This is a genomic window from Bradyrhizobium sp. WSM1743, assembly GCF_000473065.1.
Lineage (GTDB): Bacteria > Pseudomonadota > Alphaproteobacteria > Rhizobiales > Xanthobacteraceae > Bradyrhizobium.
The window spans coordinates 1-19113 of record NZ_AXAZ01000014.1 but is presented as its reverse complement, the minus strand read 5'-3'; the positions used below and the strand labels follow the sequence as shown (position 1 = coordinate 19113).

Here is a 19113-nt window from a genome sequence, read left to right as displayed (position 1 = left end):
GAAATCGGCTCGATGAGCCTAGATCGCCTTCGCCGCCCCTGGGCCCTGCATGTACAACCTCTCGAGATTGTAGAACTCGCGGACCTCGGGTCTGAACACGTGCACGATCACGTCGCCGGAATCGATCAGCACCCAGTCGCAATTGGGCAAGCCCTCGACATGGATGTTCTTGATGCCGTTTTCCTTGAGGCTCTTGGTGACGTTTTCCGCGATCGCGCCGACGTGCCGGTTCACCCGGCCGGTGGTGACGATCATGAAGTCGGAATACGCCGATTTGCCGCGAAGGTCGATGGTGACCGTCTCTTCCGCCTTCATGTCCTCGAGGCGGGAGAGGATCAGGCTCAGGGTCTTGTCGGCGTCGGGTTGCGCCTTCAAGACCGCAGCTTTGGTCGATGTTTTACGCGTAGGCTTGGCAACCTTGGGTAAAACAGGCTTGGACAATACAGATGCGGTCAGGGACCATTCCTTTCACTGTATCGCGAAACGCCGAATCCGACGCTCACTGGTTACACTACATCATGTGGGGTTAAGGGTTTCAATATGCCAGAGAGCCCGTAGTCCACACCATGTCCGCACATCCGTCTCACTTCGTACCTTTCCAGCTCCCATCCGGGTTCCGTAAGCCCGTCGAGGAGAGATTCAGCTTCAATCCGGTCAGGAATACCCAGGCCGGCGCCGGCCGATCTGCAAGCAGGGCTGCCTTTTGCTCAGGCAGACGGTAGCGCGATAGCGCCTGGGCGGCCGGCGATGCGAGGGCGCGAAAGCTTTGCGGGGGGCGATCGATCACTGCCATCGGCACCTGGGCGGCGATGCGCCGCCAGTCCTGCCAACGATGGAATTGAGCGAGATTGTCGGCGCCCATGATCCAGACAAAGCGCAAGCCAGGGAAGCGGCGGCGCAAGGTGTTGATCGTGTCGATAGTATAGCGGGTGCGAATGACGGATTCGAGACAGCTCACCTCGATGCGCGGATCATTGGCGACGTTGCGCGCGGCCTGCATGCGCGCGCCGAGCTCGTGCAGATTGCCGTTCTCCTTGAGCGGATTGCCTGGTGTGACCAGCCACCAGATGCGATCGAGCTGCAATCGCTTGAGCGCGAACCGGCTGATCGCGCGATGGGCTTGATGCGGCGGATTGAAGGAGCCGCCGAGCAGGCCGATGCGCATGCCCTCCGTGTGGGGCGGGACCGCTTGCGCCACGAACCGCGGCACGACGAAATTGTTGCTCAATGCCCGCGCCTCGCGACGTCTACGGCCGGGTCTGTCCGGTGCCGTGGACGCGATATTTGAAACTCGTCAACTGCTCGGCGCCGACCGGGCCGCGGGCGTGAAACCGGCCGGTGGCAATCCCGATCTCGGCACCGAAACCGAACTCGCCGCCATCGGCGAACTGTGTCGAGGCGTTGTGCAGCACGATCGCGGAATCGACCTCGCTGAGGAATTTCTTCGCCGCACGCTCATCGGCGCTCACGATTGCGTCGGTATGATGCGAGCCGTGGTTCTGGATGTGTGCGATCGCGTCGTCGACGCCGTCCACCACCTTTGCCGCGATGATCGCGTCGAGATATTCGGTGTCCCAATCCTCGTCGTTTGCAGGCTTGACGCGCGCATCGGCCTTCTGCACGGCGTCATCGCCGCGCACCTCGCAGCCGGCATCCAGCAGCATCTCGACCAGCGGCTTCAGGCTCGATGCAGCAGCGGCGCGATCGACCAGCAGCGTTTCGGCCGCGCCGCAGACGCCGGTGCGGCGCATCTTGGCGTTGAGCACGATCGACTTCGCCATGGCGAGGTCGGCGCTGGCATCGACATAGACGTGGTTGACGCCTTCGAGATGCGCGAAGACAGGCACGCGCGCTTCCTGCTCGACGCGCGCGACAAGGCTCTTGCCGCCGCGCGGCACGATCACGTCGATCGCGCCGTTCAGTCCCGACAGCATCATGCCGACCGCGGCGCGGTCGCGCGTCGGCACCAGCGTGATCGCAGCTTCAGGCAGACCGGCTTCGCGCAGGCCCTGCACCAGGCACTCATGGATGGCACGGCAGGAACGGAAACTGTCCGAGCCGCCGCGCAGGATCACGGCATTGCCGGATTTCAGGCACAGCACGCCGGCATCCGCCGCAACGTTCGGACGGCTCTCGAAGATCACGCCGACGACGCCGAGCGGCACCCGCACGCGCTCGATGGTCATGCCGTTCGGCCGCTGCCAGCTCTCGATGACGACCCCGATCGGGTCGGCGATGCCGCGCACGATGCCGATGCCTTCGGCCATCGATTCGACCCGTGCAGGCGTCAGCGTCAGGCGGTCGATGAAGGCGGAGGTCGCATTGCCGGAGGCACGGGCTTCCGCGACGTCCTCGGCATTGGCGGCAAGGATCGCGGCCGCGTTGGCGCGGATCGCCCGCTCCATGGCCTCGAGCGCCCGGTTCTTCTGCTCCGGCGGCGCCAGCGCCAGCACGCGGGCAGCAGCGCGAGCACGGGTTCCGAGATCGGACATCAGCGCCTGGAGTTCGGCATTGCCGTCAACGGCTTTAAGGGGGGCGGCCATGGGGTCAAAACCTTCTGCTAAGCCGGTGTCCTAGCACGGAAATCCCGCTTCTGCGAAGGGCGGAGCGGGTATGGCAGGTCTCCCGGCGGCGGGCCGGCTGGGTCGCTGGCCCAATCCGACGTCATGGCCAGACTTGACCCGACCATCCACGGGCCTCAGGTGGGTTGTCATTCTGGGGCGGTGCGCTAGCACCGAACCCGGAATCTCGAGATTCCCCGGTGCGCAATTGCGCACCTGAGGTCTGGTCCTTCGGACCATCCCGGAATGACGGAGGCGACCTTACCCGCCCACCACCAGATCGTCGCGGTGGATCATCTCCGCGCGGCCGCTGATGCCGAGGATGGTCATCACGTCCGGGGAGGAGCGGCCCTTGATCCGCTCGGCATCATCGGCGTCATAGGCGATCAGGCCGCGGCCGACCTCGCTACCGTCGGGGCCGCGCACGATCACGGCATCGCCGCGGGCGAACTGGCCCTCGACCTTGATGACGCCGGCCGGCAGCAGGCTGGCGCCGGCACGTAGCGCCGTCACTGCGCCGGCATCGATCGTCAGCGTGCCCTTCGGCTCCAGCGTGCCCGCGATCCAGCGTTTGCGCGAGGTGATGGGATTGGCCGGCGTCAGGAACCAGGTGCAGCGGCCGCCATCGGCGATCGCCTGCAAGGGATGCTCGATCTTGCCGGAGGCGATCAGCATGTGCGTGCCTCCGGTCGTCGCGATCTTGGCCGCCTCGACCTTCGTGCGCATGCCGCCACGCGACAGCTCGGACTCGGCATCGCCCGCCACCGCCTCGATCTCTGACGAAATGCTGTCGACGACGGGAATGAGTTTTGCGTTCGGGTTGTTCTTCGGCGGGGCGTCGTAGAGCCCGTCGATGTCGGACAGCAGCACGAGCAGATCGGCGCTCGCCATGGTGGCGACGCGCGCGGCGAGGCGGTCATTGTCGCCATAGCGGATCTCGGTGGTGGCGACCGTATCGTTCTCGTTGATCACGGGAATGGCACGCCATTCCAAAAGCTTGCCGATGGTGGAGCGGGCATTGAGATAGCGGCGGCGCTCCTCGGTGTCCTGGAGCGTGACCAGGATCTGGCCGGCGTCGATGCCGTGCGCCCCGAGCACCTCCGACCAGATCCGCGCCAGCGCGATCTGGCCGACTGCGGCGGCGGCCTGGCTCTCTTCCAGCTTCAGCGGGCCGCGCGGCAGCTTGAGCCGGCTGCGGCCGAGCGCGATCGAGCCTGAGGACACCACGAGCACGTCGCGCCCTTCCTTGTGCAGCTTGGCCATATCGTCGGCGAGCGCGGCGAGCCAGGACCCCCGCACCTCGCCTTTGTCGGAATCAACCAGCAGCGCGGAGCCGACCTTGACCACGATGCGGCGGAATTGACTGAGTTCGGGGCTGGCCATGGCGCTGGATGCGAATTGCTCGGGGAAACGGCGGAGCGACAGGCGGCGCCGATGAGCCCTGCTTTTGCAGCAGGACGGTGACCGGCGCAAGGCAGCCGGCATGGTAAACGGCGCATGTCGGCCTTGTGCCAGGCGTCCGCCTGGCTCTAACTGCGGTCAACGATAATGGGGCCAAGAGAGGAAACGAATGGATCGCCGCAAATTCATGGCCGGATGTCTCGGGCTGCCGCTGTTGGCGCAGGCGAGCGGGGCGCAAGCGCAGGCCGGTCTCACAAAGGTCATCTTCCCGTTCGCGGCTGGAGCTGGCGGCGACACGCTGTGCCGGCTGATCGCGCAGGAGATGGCGCCGGTGCTGCAACGGACCATCGTGGTCGAGAACCGCACCGGCGGCGACGGCCTGATCGGTATCAAGGCGGTGAAGGGCGCAAGTCCCGACGGCAGCATGGTGCTGGTGACGACGGGGCCGACCATGTACCTGCTGCCGATGGTCGAGACGACACCGAGCTTCGACACCGCCAAAGATTTTGTGCCGGTGTCGCTGCTGGCGCGGTTCGAATTTGCGCTGGCGATCAACCCGGCGGTCGACGCCACCGATTTCAAGAGCTTTGGTACATGGCTCAAGGCGCACCCGGACAAGACCTCGTTCGGCGTGCCGAGCAACGGCACCATTCCGCACTTCATGGGCTCCAAGCTCGAGAAGGACCTCGGTATTCCCCTGACCCGCGTGCCCTATCGCGGCAGTGCGCCGATCCTCAACGACCTGGTCGGCGGCCACATTTCCTTCGGGATCACCACGCTGGCGGACGCGCTGCCGCAGCACCGCGCCAAGGGTGTGAAGATCATCGCGGTGTCGAGCGCGGAACGTTCGCCGTTCGCGCCTGAGGGGCCCACGCTGAAGGAGAGCGGCATCGGTCTCGTTGCGGATGCCTGGTACGGCATGTGGCTTCCCGCCGGCAGCCCGCCGGAGTTCGCGGCCAAGCTCGGCGCGGCCGCGAGCGCGGCGCTCGCCAAGCCGGAGGTGAAGGAGAAGCTGACCGCGATCGGGCTGATCCCGGTCGGGTCGACGCCGGAGGGATTGACGAAGGAGCTCGCAGCGAACATCGCGCTGTGGCAGCCGATCGTGAAGGCGACCGGATACAAGATCGAGAATTGAGGCCAGGTTGCCTGACATGACTCAGCAGTCACTCGGCGCTGCGCGCGTATTTGCCAGCAATTATCAGATCGTCGTGTGCGACGATCCATTGAGCTCGCTTGGCAGCGAGGACGACTGGAACTGGGATGCTGCGAAATCCAAACGCGGCTTTGCCGGCGTGCCGACGTTTCGGATGATCGGCACGGAAGCCGACCTCAACAACCATTGGGTTGAGCTCGTGCTGAGCAGCGAGCCTCCTTCCCCGGCCGAATGGCAGCGGATCACCTGCGTGCACTTCCATTCCGGAAACGGACGGATCCACGTCATGTCGGTGATCGATCATGATCCAGCACTCTCCGCCGAAATCGAAAGCGGAGACTATGCAGTCTACGCGGCGGCGCAAAACCTCGGCATCGATCAGTTGAGCCTTGGCGAAGCCGCGAAACTGTCGGATTCCGAAATTGCCGAGCGAAGGGATGTTGAGTGGTACCGGCTCTTTCTGGTGCCCGGCAAACCGGAATTTGAGGGGCGCGTGGTTGATCGCTAGCTAGCCGCGTGCTCTATCCCCTCATCCTGAGGAGCGCGCTCTTGCGCGCGTCTCGAAGGATGAAAGACCCGGCTGTTAGAGCAGGGCCTGCATGGTTCGAGACGGCGCTTCGCGCCTCCTCACCATGAGGGTCTACATTTTCGCGCGCTGCGCGATGCCGTCCTTGATCGCGGCGAGTTCCGCTTCATCCCAGATGCCGATCAAAATCCCGCCCTTCACCTGGAGCTGATTATCCGCATAGTTCGCGATCTTCTCGCGCGGCGTGGTGATGTGGTCGTTGGGATGCAGCGCCCAGTCGAACAGCTCGGCCTGGAGCCGCGCGATGATCGAGGCGCATTCGGGATCGTCACCGCGATCGATGAACTCTTCCGGATCGGTTTCGAGGTCGTACAGCATCGGACGGAAGCCGGAGGCGTGGATATATTTCCAGCGGCCGTCGAACACCATAAACAGGCGGCAGCGCTCGATCGGCTGGTTCAGCTTCAGCCGCACGTCCTGCATGGCGTAGTCGTATTCGGAGAATGCCACCTTGCGCCAGTCGCTCGGCCGCTCGCCGCGTAGCAGCGGCAGCAGCGAATGTCCTTCGAGGATGTGTCCCGGCACCTTGCCGCCGAAATAGTCGACGAAGGTCGGCGCGAGATCGATGGCCTCGACCAGCGCGTCATTGCGTGTGCCGCGCGTGGCGTCAGCCTCTCTGGAGGGATCGATGATGATCAGCGGGATCTTGGCCGACTGCTCGTGGAACAGGTCCTTCTCGCCCATCCAGTGATCGCCGAGATAATCGCCGTGATCGGAGGTGAACACGATCATGGTGGTGTCCAGCAGCCCGCGCGCCTCCAAAAACTTCATCAGCACGCCCATCTGGTCGTCGATCTGGGTGATCAGGCCCATGTAGGTCGGGATCACCTTCTCGCGGGCCTCATCGCGCGCCATGTTGCGGGAGTAGCGCATGTCCATATAGGCGCCGAACACCGGATGCGGGTTCTGGCGCTCGAGCTCGGAGCGGATCACCGGAATCATCTCCGACGTCGAATACATGCTGGCGTAGGGTTCGGGCGCGATATAGGGCCAGTGCGGCTTGATGTAGGACAGGTGCAGGCACCACGGCCGGCCGTCGGTCTCGGCCTCGCCGATAAAGTCCATCGCGCGCCGCGTCATGTAGGGCGTCTCGGAGTGCTCGTCCGGCACGCGCGCGGCCTTGTCGGCGTGCACCAGCAGCCAGCCGTTCTGCAGCGAGCCGTCGTCAGCCGCACCCGAATTGGCCCAATGCTCCCAGGGATTGGTGGCCTCAAACCCCTGCTGGCGCAAATACTCATCGTATTTCGGCCGTGGCCGCCCGGTCGGATGCAGGCCGTCGTCACGTTCGTATGGTTCAAAGCCGCACTCGGCGACATGCACGCCGATGATCGATTCCGGCGGGATGCCGAGCGTCTTCATGCCTTCGAGGTCGGGCGCCATGTGGGTCTTGCCGACCAGCACGTTGCGCACGCCGATCTTGTTGAGGTGATCGCCGAGCGTGGGCTCGCCGACACGCAAGGGCCAGCCATTCCAGTGCGAGCCGTGCGAGCGCATGTAGCGCCCGGTGTAGAACGACATCCGCGACGGGCCGCAGATCGGCGATTGCACATAGGCCTTGCTGAAGAGCACGCCGCGCTTGGCCATGGCGTCGATGTTCGGCGTCTTCAGCGTGGGATGACCGGTGCAGCCGAGATAGTCATAGCGAAGCTGGTCGCACATGATCCAGAGTACGTTCTTCGCGCGCGCCATGCGTTTCGCTCCACCCTTCGCTTGCCGGATATTGCGCTATCGATGATGCGAAGAAAACCTCTCCCTACGGGAGAGGTGTGGAGAGAGCGGTGCTTACTTCACGCCGACCACGGCTCCGCTTCGGCCGCGCTCTTGGCCTTGGCGGAGACCGGGCTTTCACCGATCACATCCGCAAGCGCCCGCAGCGCTTCCTTGACGCCCTGACCGGTGACGCCGGACAGCAGCAGCGGCGTCTTCTTGGCGGCGCGCTTGAGGCGGTCCTTCTGCTTTTTCAGCTCGTCCGGCTCGACCGCGTCGATCTTGTTCAGCGCGACGATCTCGACCTTGTCGGTGAGCTGCCCGCCATAGGCATCGAGCTCCTTGCGCACGGTCTTGTACGCCTTGCCGGCGTGCTCGCTTGTCGCGTCGACGAGATGCAGCAGCACGCGGCAGCGTTCGACATGGCCGAGGAAGCGGTCGCCGAGGCCCGCGCCTTCATGCGCGCCCTCGATCAAACCGGGAATATCCGCCAGCACGAATTCGCGGCCGTCGGCATTCACGACGCCGAGCTGTGGATGCAGCGTGGTGAAGGGATAGTCGGCGATCTTCGGCTTCGCCGCGCTGACCTTGGAGAGGAAGGTCGACTTGCCGGCATTGGGCAGGCCGACCAGGCCGGCGTCTGCGATCAGTTTCAGCCGCAGCCAGATCCAGCGCTCCTCGCCCACCTGGCCGGGATTGGCGTTGCGCGGCGCGCGGTTGGTCGACGACTTGAAATGCGCGTTGCCGAAGCCGCCATTGCCGCCCTCGGCCAGCACGAATTTCTCGCCGACCTTGGTGAAGTCGTGGATCAGCGTCTCGCGGTCCTCGTCGAAGATCTGCGTGCCGACCGGAACCTTGAGCACGATGTTCTTGCCGTTGGCGCCGTGGCGGTCGGAGCCCATGCCGTTCTCGCCCTTCTGGGCCTTGAAGTGCTGCTGGTAGCGGTAGTCGATCAGCGTGTTCAGCCCGTCGGCGACCTCGATGATGACATTGCCGCCACGGCCGCCATTGCCGCCGGAGGGACCGCCGAATTCGATGAACTTCTCGCGGCGGAACGCCACGCAGCCGTTCCCGCCGTCACCGGAGCGGATATAGACCTTTGCTTCGTCGAGGAATTTCATGGGCCATAGGTAGGCCAGGGGCGGGGAAGCGGCAACCCGAACCTGTCCGTGAAAACCAGGAAATTCGGCAAATTTCGGTGCTTGCTTAACCCCGCGATCCCGCTCTCGCCTCAATTTGGCGACGGCCGGTCCGGAGCCGGCGCATCGCCGGCCGGCAGCAGGACGCAGCGAAGCGGGTGCTGACGGGCCGCGGCAAGGCTCTGGACTGTTTCCCGAAAGGCCATAGCCTCGGTGCGGGGAAAGATCCCGCAGGAGCCGCGCTTGCGCGCATGGGTGGAAAACATGATCGCGGTGGCGCGCTCGCGGCTCATCCCGAGGACGTGTTCGAGAACGAAGGTCACGAACTCCGCCGGCGTATAGGGGTCGTTCAGCAGAACGAGCTCCAGATAAGCCGCCTCGTCGCAATCGGCTTCGACATCCGCTGTTGCACCCTTGCCGATGCCATGGCTCAGATAAACCAAGGCATCGTAGCGGGTTGCGCCCTGTGCCGAAAGGAAGCGTCCGATCGGCTCGGCGAACAGCTCGACCAGCATGTCGGCGCCCGTCACGACCGTCCGTTCGGACAGCTGTACCTCGTTGAGGGCAAGCTGGAGCACATGACCCAGGCCTGTCGTTGGCTCCGTCGCGCCTGCGGCCTCGACATCCCGCCGCAAGCGCGTCAGGTCGATGCCACAGGCCTGCATTACCGGCGATGCCTCGTCGTCCTCGATCAAGGCGATCAGCAAATCCTGCGGGCCGGGATGCGTGCGGCCCCGCGCCCGGGCGGCCGAGGTCGCGCGCTGGAGCGAACGCTTGAATGTCTCGGAGCAGGGCGGAAGCAGTGCCATAGCGGGCCATCATTGTACGGGCGGAGCGTGCACGGGATTGGTCGGCACTTTCTCCGCCGTGGTTCACGTGGTGCGGCCTGCCTCGCTCGCGCGAGACGGCTCTGCTAGCCCGGCCGGCGCCGGATCAGGAATTTCTGCGTGCCTTCCAGCACCAGCTCCTTGCGCTGGTTGAACACGGTGCTTGTGAGCGTCACCACGCCGGTCGAACGCCCCGGCACCAGCTCGGTGACCTCGAGCGCGGGATAGATGGTGTCGTCGGCGAACACCGGCTTGAGAAACCGGCTCGATTGCTCGAGGAAGCCGACCAGGGACTCCTCGACCATGAATGGAAACAGGCCCGCGCCGGGTGCGGTGTGGATCAAGGTCTGGAAGCCGTGGGCGAGCAGATGCGGCATGCCGCGGGCGTGGCAATATTCCACGTCATAGTGCACCGGATGGGTGTCGCCGCTCGCGGTCTGGAATGCGGCGAACACCGCCGAGGTCTGGGTTCGGCTCGGCAGCACGAAACGCTCGCCGACGACGAAATCCTCAAACCAGCGTTGCGTGGGGATCATGCGATGCTGGGCTGGATCGAAGTCGGTCATGTCAGGGCTCTTTTTCTCGGCGTGGCGTTTATCGCTACCGCGATGCGAAGAGTGCGACAATCCATTCAATTCAGCGCAAGCGGGCTTGTCCTTGTAGCTCACGTCATTAAAACGACCGCAAGCAAGATTACTGGCGACGCTCTTTCCCCGTCATTGCGAGCGCAGCGAAGCAATCCAGACTGTCGCTGCGGAAAGATTCTGGATTGCTTCGCTGCGCTCGCAATGACGACCTCTGACAGTCCGATCAATGCCCTTCTTCAAGTCTCTCTCCGCCTATGACGACCGCTCGGCGCGGCTGGCCGGCATTGCATTGATGGTGCTGTCGATCTTCATGTTCTCGTTCGGCGATGCCATGGGCAAGTTCCTGGTCGGGACTTATTCGGTGGGACAGCTCTTGTTCCTGCGCGCCTGCGCCGCGCTGCTCCTGCTGGCGCCGCTGATCTGGAAGCAGCGTCACCAGTTCCTGCATCTGGAGCGGCCCGGCCTGCAGCTGTTTCGTGTCGTGCTCTCGACGCTCGAGGTCGCCGCCTTCTTTCTCGCGACGGTCTATCTGCCGCTCGCCGACGTCATCACCTATTATCTCGCCGGCCCCATCTTCGTTACCGCGATGTCGGCGATCTTTCTCGGTGAGCGGGTCGGCTGGCGGCGCTGGACCGCGATCCTGATCGGCTTCTGCGGCGTCCTGATCGCGCTGCCGCCGTCGGCGCAGACCGTCAGCCTGCCGGCGCTGATCGCGCTCGGCGGCAGCCTCTCCTTCGCAACCCTGATGCTGATCACGCGCAGCCTGCGCAAGACGCCCGACATCGTGATGGCGTCGTCGCAATTCGTCGGCACGTTTTCGCTGGGGGCTGTGCTGTCAGCGTTCCACTGGGTGCCGCCGACCCCTGGCAGCCTCGTGATCTTCGCGCTCGCAGGATGCGTCTCGGTGACGGCGCTGTTCTGCGTCAATCGCTCGCTCAAGCTCGCGCCGGCCAGCGTCGTCGTGCCCTATCAATATTCGATGATCGTCTGGGCCGTGATCTTTGGCTTCGTCGTGTTCGGCGACGTCCCATCCATCGCAACACTCGTCGGCGCTGCCATCATCATCGGCGCGGGGTTCTATATCTACTTGCGGGAGCGGGATTTGGGGCGCGAAGCCGCGGAGGTGAATCCGCCAGCGTAGCTCTTACCCTCCCCTGGAGGGGTCCGGGACGAGCGTAGCTCGCCCGTGGGTCGCTGCGCATGTAGCGAAGCGAAATGCGTAGCGGGGTGGGGTGACGGTCTCCCCACGTCCAACAGTGCCCGAGTGGAGGGATCACCCCACCCCGCTCGCGCTTCGCGCGATCGACCCTCCCCCTCCAGGGGAGGGTGATTGGCCCCCTACCGCACCCGTCTTGCACTGCTCCAGCTCTTCAGCGAGGCCCACACCCCGCGCGACAGGCGGAAGCAGTCGACGGGCGTGGAGGAGCCCAGGGCCAGGAAGCGGTGCAGCTGCACGCCGCTCCACTGGAAGCCGCACTTCTCCAGCACCTTGCGCGAGGCCGGGTTGGTGACGCGGGCACCGGCGTAGAGATGCTCGTCCTCGAACTCCTCGAAGAAGAAGTCGATCGCGCCGCGCGCGGCTTCGGTGGCAAAGCCCTGGCCCCAATGCTCGACGCCGAGCCAGTAACCGAGCTCGGCATTGTCGGGCTTCGAGCAATCGATGCCGACCATGCCGAGCGGCCCGGTATCGTGCTCGATCAGGAACACGGTCTCGCTGCCGAGCTCGGCGGTGGCGCGGATGAATTCGGCGGCGTCGTCCTGCGAATAGGGATGCGGCAGGCGGCGCGTGTTCTCGGCGACACGGCGGTCATTGGCGAGCCGGGCGATGGTCCTGACGTCGGCCAGCGTCGGCCGCCGCAAGGTCAGCCGCTCGGTGGCGACGACGCTGGGTCTCGCCTCCTGCAAGGTCACGCTCGAGAAGTCCTGCAACATGTCCGGCTCCGTGAAAGTCACTAAGGTCAAAGTGAGCAAAGAAAAGGGGAGGCCGGTTTCCCGCCTCCCCTGGAGCCTTCGATCTCTTATGATCTTTAGGACTCCGCCGGTTCAGTCGGGACCGGCGGACTCCATTTGATCCACCGTCTATTCAGCAGCCTCTGCGATCGGGAGTACCGATACGAAGGTGCGGCCGTTGGCTTTGGCCTGGAACGCAACGCGGCCCTCGATCTTGGCGAACAAAGTGTGGTCCGTACCCATGCCGACATTAAGGCCGGGGTGCCAGGTGGTGCCGCGCTGACGCGCAATGATGTTGCCGGGAGTGACGATCTCCCCGCCGAACGCCTTGATACCGAGGCGCTTGCCCTTGGAATCGCGTCCGTTGCGCGATGAACCGCCTGCTTTTTTGTGAGCCATGGCTCGTCTCCGAAATCCTGCGTATTTCTAGATCAATTCCTTGACGGAATCATTTCAAAATTTCTCACGCCCCAATTCGTGAATGGGCGTGATCAATTCGATTTATTCGGCGGCTTCCGTTGCCGGCTCCTTGGCCACCTTCTCCTTCTTCGGACGCGGGCCCTTGGTGGGCTTGGCGCCGTCGGTCAGGATCTCGCTGACGCGCAGCACGGTGATCTCGTCGCGGTAGCCGCGCTTGCGGCGCGAGTTCTTGCGGCGGCGCTTCTTGAAGGCGATGACCTTCGGCCCGCGCTTGTGGTCGAGCACCTCGACCGCGACGGACGCGCCGGCCACCGTGGGAACGCCCAGCACCGGCGTGTCGCCGCCGACCACCAGAACTTCGTTCAACTGCACGATCGAGCCGACTTCGCCTTCGATCTTGCCTACTTCCAAGACATCATCCGGCACGACGCGGTATTGCTTGCCGCCGGTTTTGATGACTGCGAACATCGTTTTTTTCCTTCGTGTTCAATCCCGGCCTCGGGACGAGCATCGTCCGGGCCGGCTTTTTGTCAGTCGCTAAGGGTTTATGCGCGTTTTGTGCGGGCGGGAGTTATCCCTTTGAAAACCCACGCAAAAACAAGCGGCGCGAGAAACGCCCCGCGCCGGCTGTGGGACTTATAGCGGCCAACAGCCGCAAGTCAAGGAAAAGCGAGCGAGAACGGCCCGGATTTGAAGGATTTGGGTCCATTCCGGCGCGTGGGCCGAATCTGCGGCCGGCTTGAAACCAACGGGTTCCCTCCCCGTTGTGTCCTCGCAAATCCGACACGCGGGCAAGGGCTATTATGGCAACGGACGAACTGGTCAAGACGACGGGCATCGCCCAGCACGGGGCGAGTCGCCTGCCGTCTGTCGACGTCGACAGCTTCAACATCGAGCTCAAGGACGACGAAGGCTTTCTGGGCGACCGCGCCAGCAAGGGCGCATTTCGCGACATCCTCGAAGAGTGGCGCAAGCCGCTGCGCAAGAGCGGCGAGGATCCGTTCGGCGACGAGGCGTCCGACCAGCTCAGCAAGAAGACCCTCGATGCCGTTCTGGTCGGCGACGATACGGAGGCCACGGCCGTCGTGCACAGCGCGATCGAGGATTTCGCGCAGGAGCTTGCTTACGTCACGCGGCGATTCCTCAAGACCAAGGCCTGGGCCAAGACCGAATGCATCGTGGTCGGCGGCGGCTTTCGCGCCAGCCGGCTCGGCGAGATTGCCATTGCCCGGGCCGAGATCATCCTCAAGTCGGAAGGCTTCAAGGTCGACCTGGTGCCGATCCGCACCGATCCTGACGATGCCGGCCTGATCGGCGCCTTGCACCTCGCGCCGTCCTGGATTTTTGAAGCCTATGACAGCATCCTCGCCGTCGATATCGGCGGGACCAACATCCGCTGCGGCATCGTCGAGACCCGCTGGAAGAAGGCGCCCGATCTGTCCAAGGCCGTCGTCTTCAAATCCGATCTGTGGCGCCATGCCGACGACGAGCCGAGCCGCGAAGCCGCGGTGAAGCGGCTGGTCAAGATGCTCGAAGGCCTCATCGAGGACGCCGAGGCCGAAGGCTTCAAGCTCGCGCCGTTCATCGGCATCGCCTGTCCCGGCGTGATCAACGCGGATGGCTCGATCGAGAAGGGCGCGCAGAACCTGCCGGGCAATTGGGAGAGCAGCAAGTTCAACCTGCCGGCGAGCCTCGTCGAGGCGATCCCTGTGATCGGCGAGCACGACACCGCGATCATGATGCACAATGACGGCGTCGTTCAGGGCCTCTCGGAAGTGCCGTTCATGCAGCACGTCCAGCGCTGGGGCGTGCTCACCATCGGCACCGGGCTCGGCAATGCGCGCTTCACCAACCGCCGCAAGGAGAACGGCAACGGAAAAGACCGGGATTCCACGGAGAACGGGAAGAAAAAGGGTAAGAACGACAAGGAGTAACCTTGACTGGTTAGGTTAAGGGACGGATTGCGTTGCGGGATGCCAGCCGCACGCTACGGTCGAATCGTCGCTTCCACTCGGCCGGCGAAGCCGCCCTTCCCGGCCAGTATTTCAATGAGCGGCACGGGACCGCCAGTGTTTACCGCGTCTGGCGGTCCCACCCCTTTTTCTTCGCCTCTCCCGCTTGCGGGAGAGGCCGACGCGCCCCGGGCGATGCGAAGCATCGCACGCGCGCGGCGGGTGAGGGCTCTCGCCGCGCAGGGACGTCCTCGACCATCCATAATCCCATTGCCGAAACACCCTCTCCCCGACCCTCTCCCGCAAGCGGGAGAGGGAGCACACGTCCATTGATGCCCGAGTTCGACCTTCCACCGCACCTCAGCTCCAGCCGATGCGCGCAAAGAACCGCGCAATCTCCGCGGCCGCGCGATCCGGATCTTCCCGATGCGGGAAGTGGCCGACATCCGGAAACATCGCCAGATCGAGATCGCTGAAGGTCTCGGAAAGCCGATCGGTCCATGCATACGGAAACAGCGGATCGTGCTCGGCCCAGCGCACGCAGGTCGGCACCTCGATCGGCGGCAGCTTTGGCGCCTCGCCTTTCATCATCGCGACCCGCCCGGCATGCGAGGCCTTATAATGCGCAAAGCCGCCGGCGAGATTGCCGTCCTCAAGGAAATTGTCCACGAAGGCATCGAGCACATCGTCGAAAGCATTCTTGCGATGAGCCCAGCCTTTGAGGAAATGGCTGATATAGAGCCGGCAGCTTTCGCGGCTCGCACCGATCAGCGCAGGCGCCATCTCCATCTGGTGGAAGGACTGGTACCAGATGTGGTTGAGTCTATCAGGCGCGGCCATGCGCGGCCCGATCCCGGGATGGACGAAATCGAAGAAGAACAGCCCAGCGAGCCGCCCCGGTGCCTGCCGGGCCAGAGGCTGCATCACCGCACCGCCGACATCGTGGCCGACCACGCCGAATCGGCTGATGCCGAGCCCGTCCATCAGCGCCAGCATGTCCGCCGCGTGGCCGTCCGGCCCGTAAGGCCCTTCGGGCTTGTCGCTGCCGCCGAAGCCGCGCAGATCGGGCGCTACAAGCATGAAGCGATCCGAAAGACGCGCCATCACCGGCTCCCAGGTCAGCCAGAATTCCGGCCAGCCATGCAGCAGAAGCAGCGGTTTGCCCTTTCCAGCGCTGACCAGGTGGAAATCGGCGCCATTGGCCGAGATCGTCAGATGCTCCATGGCAGTTCCTTTCGGGGCAGAAGCGTTCTCCAGCGAAGTGGCCGCCGGTTCGCGTCAAGAAAACGCGTCAAAACAAAAATCCAGGGCTCCGTTCCGGTTCATCGGAGCGGAGCTAAAGGCCAAGGGGGACGACAAGGGCTGAAAGAGGCAGCGGATTTTCCCCTTTGGCGCCTTGTCTGGCCCGCCATCCTCGCCTATTAACGCCCCCAACCACAGGGGCCGCAGCTCCTATATGGCGCCTTCAGGAGAGGTGGCAGAGTGGTTGAATGCACCGCACTCGAAATGCGGCATAGGTGCAAGCCTATCGGGGGTTCGAATCCCTCCCTCTCCGCCATAATAGAACGACTTCGAGAAAGCCCGTAAAACAAGGCGTTTCTGCACGCCAGAAGCTTCTGGTGTAGCCCCCTAAGGTAGCCCCAAAGCTGCCATGGCAGGCCGAAAGTTAACGCCGGCGAACGAACGGCGAGCCGACCGATTGTCCCCAGATGAGCGTCCCACGACCCGGGCGCGAGCGATCGGGCAACAGATCGAACAGGCGACGACTGTGCCCGCCATGATCGAAGTCTCCGGCCCTTACCAACGCCCGCTCGATCTCAAGGCCGGCGACAAAGTCTTTCCCGCGCCGGTCCCCACGTAACGTGGAACGCTTCCGTACCGAGCACGCGCTGACGGTCGGGGCTGGCGACGCGCGTTGCTGTCGAGAGATAGGAGAGGCAGGCGATGACGACCCCATTGTACGCTCCTCCTCGGTCTTGCAGAAATCCGGCGGCATTGGCGCTGAAGCATTCCGTCACTTCACCCGGCGCGATTCCCTCGTCGGAAGGAACGGACGGCATCGACCTAAATACATCACTTCGTAAATACATCGCTTCGGATGAACGTCGCGCGCGATGACCTCGGAATACACAGGCGTCGCGTTTTGCCAAGCTTCTCAAGACGGGTCTCGACTTGAGCATTGGAACCTGCTCAGGATCAAAGCCCTCAAGCTGAACCAGCCTGGCACCGCCCTTTCTCTTGGGACATCCTGGTCGAGGCTGTGATAAGCTGCTTTTCAGCGCGCCTTGGCCGGCCGGACGAAGATCGGCGTCCCTCTCAGTGGCTTGCCTGACGGCGGAGTCCAGCAATTTGGCCCGTCTTTTCGGCTCGGCGCTGATAGCGATAGTGGCTCCCAGGTCCAGCGGGCATGTCGAGCAAGACTTCTGCCCGAGAGGGCGCCGGGCGCGCCGATGGCAAGCGAAAGGCTATCCCGGCCACGTTGTCCGCGGCGGGCCATTCGGTGGGGTCAACCGTTGCTCTACAACTCGATCAAAGTACCTTCTGAAATTATCCATAAATGGCAAGAGATCGTGGATGTGCTTGCCGAGATCATGCACGTCCCCTCAGCTTTGATCATGCGAGTAGAGCCGCCCAACATCAAAGTTTTCGTATCCAGCGAGTCCAAGGGGAACCCCTACGAAGCGGACGAGCTCGCACCGCTTAACACCGGGCTCTACTGCGAAACGGTGATGAAAACGTGCCAACCTCTGCTCGTTCCGGACGCCCTTCGCGATGAAGCGTGGAAATCAAACCCTGACATCAAGCTGGGGATGATTTCCTACCTCGGCGTCCCGATCAGTTGGCCCGATGGCGAGGTATTCGGAACGATTTGCGTTCTCGACAACAAAAGGAACGAGTACAGCAAGCCCTACCTCAGACTGCTGCATCAGTTGCGCGACGCGGTGCAGATTGATTTGCAAAGTTTAGCGGCACAGCACAAACAGCTCGAAGAACGTGAGACGAAGATCCGGCGTCTGGTCGACGCCAACATCATCGGGATCTACATCTGGGAGCTCGACGGTCGGCTCCTTGAGGCCAATGATACGTTTCTGCGTATGGTGGGATACGATCGCGAGGATCTTATCTCAGGTGGTGTGCGCTGGACGGACCTCACGCCGCTGGAATGGCGCGATCGCACCGCACGCGCCCAGGAAGAATTAAAGAGGACTGGCGCGGTGCAACCCTTTGAGAAGGAGTACCTTCGCAAGGACGGCAGCCGCGTGCCCGTGCTGATCGGCTCGGCGGCGTTCGATGAACAGCGAGACCAAGGCGTCGCGTTCGTGCTCAATCTGACCGAGCGCAAGCAGGCGGAAGCGGAAGCCCGCGAAAGCGAGGGGCGCTACCGCGAAGCGCTGATGGAGCTCGCGCACGTCAATCGCGTCACGACAATGGGGCAACTGACGGCTTCGATTTCACATGAAATGAAGCAGCCGATAGGGGCGGTTGTGGCCAACGCAGAGGCCGCGTTGAACTGGCTTGATGCTCAACCGCCAGAACTAAATCGGGTTCGCCAGACGCTCGGTTGGATAATACGTGATAGCTTGCGAGCCGGCGAGATCATTGGTCGGATCCAGGGGCTTATCAAGAAGGCGCCTCCGCGGCGAGAGGAAATGGAGATCAACGCGGCAGTGCTTGAGATCATAGCTCTGACCCGTGGCGAAGTGGTGAAGAACGGCGTCTCGGTGCGGACCCACCTCGCGGAGGGCTTGCCGCTCATTCGAGTAGATCGGGTCCAACTGCAACAAGTGGTCCTCAACTTAATCATCAACGCCGTCGAAGCGATGAGCGCCGTCCGCGAGGAGCCACGTGAGTTGCTGATCTGCACGGACAGAGATGCCCTGAATGGCGTGCTCGTCAGCTTGCGAGATTCGGGGCCGGGGCTGGATCCGGCGAGCCTTGAGCACGTCTTCGACCCATTCTACACGACCAAGCCCAGTGGCATGGGCATGGGATTATCAATTTGCCGTTCGATCGTCGAAGCGCATGGGGGGCGGATATGGGCGGGCGCGAATGAAACTCGAGGCGCGGTGTTTCAATTCAGCCTGCCTCTAGAGCGAGACGAGACCATTTCCGCTGAATACGCCGGCCAATGCCGGCTGTCCGAGAAAGCGGATACGGAGAGCGAAAGCGAGAGCCCGTTCTCCCCGACCGCAGATGTTTCTACCGAGATCGGCCGCCGCGCGTAGGCACACGCTGCGCGCTAGAGTTAGGTCAGCAACTTGGTCGATGCCATGCGTTGACCGGCAAGCGGGAGAAGGCAGGCTCCAGCGCTCTTGCCGCTTTGGCCGATCGGTTCGCCATCAGTCGGGCTGTGCAAATCGGCCGACCACGATCGCGGTCGAGACCGAAGAGCTGGAACGTATCTGCATGCACCACCGGAATGCAGTGGACGGGCGGGGTTGGCCCAAGATAGTCGTGGGGCAATATTCCTTCACGGCGTTGAAACCCTCGCGTGAGCCGGTTTAGCGAAGCGAATTCGCTAATGCAGGTTACGGTGACAGTGCTGGACTGCACCCCTGAAGTGAGACACGATAATTACAGTGACAGGCATTTCGAGGATGACCTGTGGCAGGACCAGGAAAGAAGCGTCAGTTTCCGACGGCTTACAAATTGAAGGCGATCAAGCGGGTTGAGCGGGGCGAAGGCGTCCTTCCTGTGGCCCGCGAGCTTGGGATATCCCGCAAGATTCTTCATGACTGGATCAAAGCCTGGAACGCCGATGGGCCGGACGGTTTGAACCGGAAGCCCGGACCCAAACCTGGCCCCCGCAAGCTCAAGCCGCTAGCAACG

Annotated in this window: 19 protein-coding genes and 1 tRNA gene; 8 read left to right on the top strand and 12 right to left on the bottom strand. The window is 63.4% G+C overall.

The annotated features are described in order from the left end of the window. Positions 1-18: 18 nt before the first annotated feature. From rsfS to proB, 4 genes are all read right to left on the bottom strand, one after another. Positions 19-375, bottom strand: coding sequence for a ribosome silencing factor (gene rsfS / locus YU9_RS0111505; RefSeq protein WP_027572958.1), 357 nt, complete (start codon positions 373-375; stop codon positions 19-21). A gap of 208 nt (positions 376-583) precedes the next feature. After that, entirely contained in the window at positions 584-1228 is a 645-nt protein-coding gene (locus tag YU9_RS0111500) for a nicotinate-nucleotide adenylyltransferase (protein ID WP_027572957.1), read from the bottom strand. Positions 1229-1247: 19 nt separating this feature from the next. Beyond that, positions 1248-2543 carry a glutamate-5-semialdehyde dehydrogenase gene (locus tag YU9_RS0111495; protein ID WP_027572956.1) on the bottom strand — a complete coding sequence of 432 codons (1296 nt, stop codon included), beginning with the start codon at positions 2541-2543 and terminating at the stop codon, positions 1248-1250. 279 nt (positions 2544-2822) lie between these two features. Then, the gene (gene proB / locus YU9_RS0111490; RefSeq protein WP_027572955.1) at positions 2823-3944 is read right to left on the bottom strand and encodes a glutamate 5-kinase; all 1122 of its coding nucleotides are present in this window, start codon (positions 3942-3944) and stop codon (positions 2823-2825) included. 187 nt (positions 3945-4131) lie between these two features. Here proB and YU9_RS0111485 point away from each other — a divergent pair, with 187 nt between their 5' ends. Next, positions 4132-5097, top strand: a complete 966-nt coding sequence (locus YU9_RS0111485) for a Bug family tripartite tricarboxylate transporter substrate binding protein (protein WP_027572954.1) — start codon at positions 4132-4134, stop codon at positions 5095-5097. A 16-nt stretch (positions 5098-5113) separates the two neighbouring features. Then, complete coding sequence (locus YU9_RS0111480; RefSeq protein WP_027572953.1) at positions 5114-5623, top strand: hypothetical protein; 510 nt, start codon at positions 5114-5116, stop codon at positions 5621-5623. Positions 5624-5755: 132 nt separating this feature from the next. Here the strand turns inward: YU9_RS0111480 and YU9_RS0111475 are convergent, their stop codons facing one another. The 4 genes from YU9_RS0111475 to YU9_RS0111460 form a co-directional block, all read right to left on the bottom strand. Then, a complete protein-coding gene (locus YU9_RS0111475; RefSeq protein ID WP_027572952.1) occupies positions 5756-7390 on the bottom strand; it encodes an alkaline phosphatase family protein in 1635 nt (544 codons plus the stop codon). A gap of 98 nt (positions 7391-7488) precedes the next feature. After that, complete coding sequence (obgE, locus tag YU9_RS0111470) at positions 7489-8529, bottom strand: GTPase ObgE (protein WP_027572951.1); 1041 nt, start codon at positions 8527-8529, stop codon at positions 7489-7491. Positions 8530-8639: 110 nt separating this feature from the next. Then, positions 8640-9356: an ATP-dependent Clp protease adaptor ClpS gene (locus YU9_RS0111465; protein ID WP_027572950.1), complete on the bottom strand. Its 717-nt coding sequence runs from the start codon at positions 9354-9356 to the stop codon at positions 8640-8642. 104 nt (positions 9357-9460) lie between these two features. After that, entirely contained in the window at positions 9461-9940 is a 480-nt protein-coding gene (locus YU9_RS0111460; RefSeq protein WP_027572949.1) for a MaoC family dehydratase, read from the bottom strand. Positions 9941-10187: 247 nt separating this feature from the next. Between YU9_RS0111460 and YU9_RS0111455 the strand changes: the two genes are divergently transcribed. Then, positions 10188-11102: a DMT family transporter gene (locus YU9_RS0111455; protein WP_027572948.1), complete on the top strand. Its 915-nt coding sequence runs from the start codon at positions 10188-10190 to the stop codon at positions 11100-11102. Positions 11103-11299: 197 nt separating this feature from the next. On the opposite strand, the gene YU9_RS0111450 is transcribed toward YU9_RS0111455, so the two are convergent. The 3 genes from YU9_RS0111450 to rplU form a co-directional block, all read right to left on the bottom strand. Next, positions 11300-11893 carry a GNAT family N-acetyltransferase gene (locus YU9_RS0111450; RefSeq protein ID WP_027572947.1) on the bottom strand — a complete coding sequence of 198 codons (594 nt, stop codon included), beginning with the start codon at positions 11891-11893 and terminating at the stop codon, positions 11300-11302. Between the two features lie 147 nt (positions 11894-12040). Beyond that, positions 12041-12310, bottom strand: coding sequence for a 50S ribosomal protein L27 (rpmA, locus tag YU9_RS0111445; protein WP_008538809.1), 270 nt, complete (start codon positions 12308-12310; stop codon positions 12041-12043). 102 nt (positions 12311-12412) lie between these two features. After that, a complete protein-coding gene (rplU, locus tag YU9_RS0111440; protein WP_027572946.1) occupies positions 12413-12799 on the bottom strand; it encodes a 50S ribosomal protein L21 in 387 nt (128 codons plus the stop codon). Between the two features lie 335 nt (positions 12800-13134). Here rplU and YU9_RS0111435 point away from each other — a divergent pair, with 335 nt between their 5' ends. Then, a complete protein-coding gene (locus tag YU9_RS0111435) occupies positions 13135-14265 on the top strand; it encodes an ROK family protein (RefSeq protein WP_027572945.1) in 1131 nt (376 codons plus the stop codon). Between the two features lie 378 nt (positions 14266-14643). On the opposite strand, the gene YU9_RS0111430 is transcribed toward YU9_RS0111435, so the two are convergent. Beyond that, a complete protein-coding gene (locus tag YU9_RS0111430) occupies positions 14644-15507 on the bottom strand; it encodes an alpha/beta fold hydrolase (RefSeq protein WP_027572944.1) in 864 nt (287 codons plus the stop codon). Between YU9_RS0111430 and YU9_RS48955 the strand changes: the two genes are divergently transcribed. From YU9_RS48955 to YU9_RS0111405, 4 genes are all read left to right on the top strand, one after another. Beyond that, positions 15506-15649 carry a hypothetical protein gene (locus YU9_RS48955; protein ID WP_198028234.1) on the top strand — a complete coding sequence of 48 codons (144 nt, stop codon included), beginning with the start codon at positions 15506-15508 and terminating at the stop codon, positions 15647-15649. The two genes, YU9_RS0111430 and YU9_RS48955, sit on opposite strands and share 2 nt — an antisense overlap. A gap of 102 nt (positions 15650-15751) precedes the next feature. Next, positions 15752-15841: transfer RNA gene (locus tag YU9_RS0111420), tRNA-Ser, on the top strand. A 955-nt stretch (positions 15842-16796) separates the two neighbouring features. Continuing rightward, positions 16797-18509: an ATP-binding protein gene (locus YU9_RS45655; RefSeq protein WP_371259143.1), complete on the top strand. Its 1713-nt coding sequence runs from the start codon at positions 16797-16799 to the stop codon at positions 18507-18509. 379 nt (positions 18510-18888) lie between these two features. Continuing rightward, positions 18889-19113, top strand: a 225-nt coding sequence (locus YU9_RS0111405) for a helix-turn-helix domain-containing protein (protein ID WP_027572943.1), incomplete at its 3' end; no start/stop codon positions are given.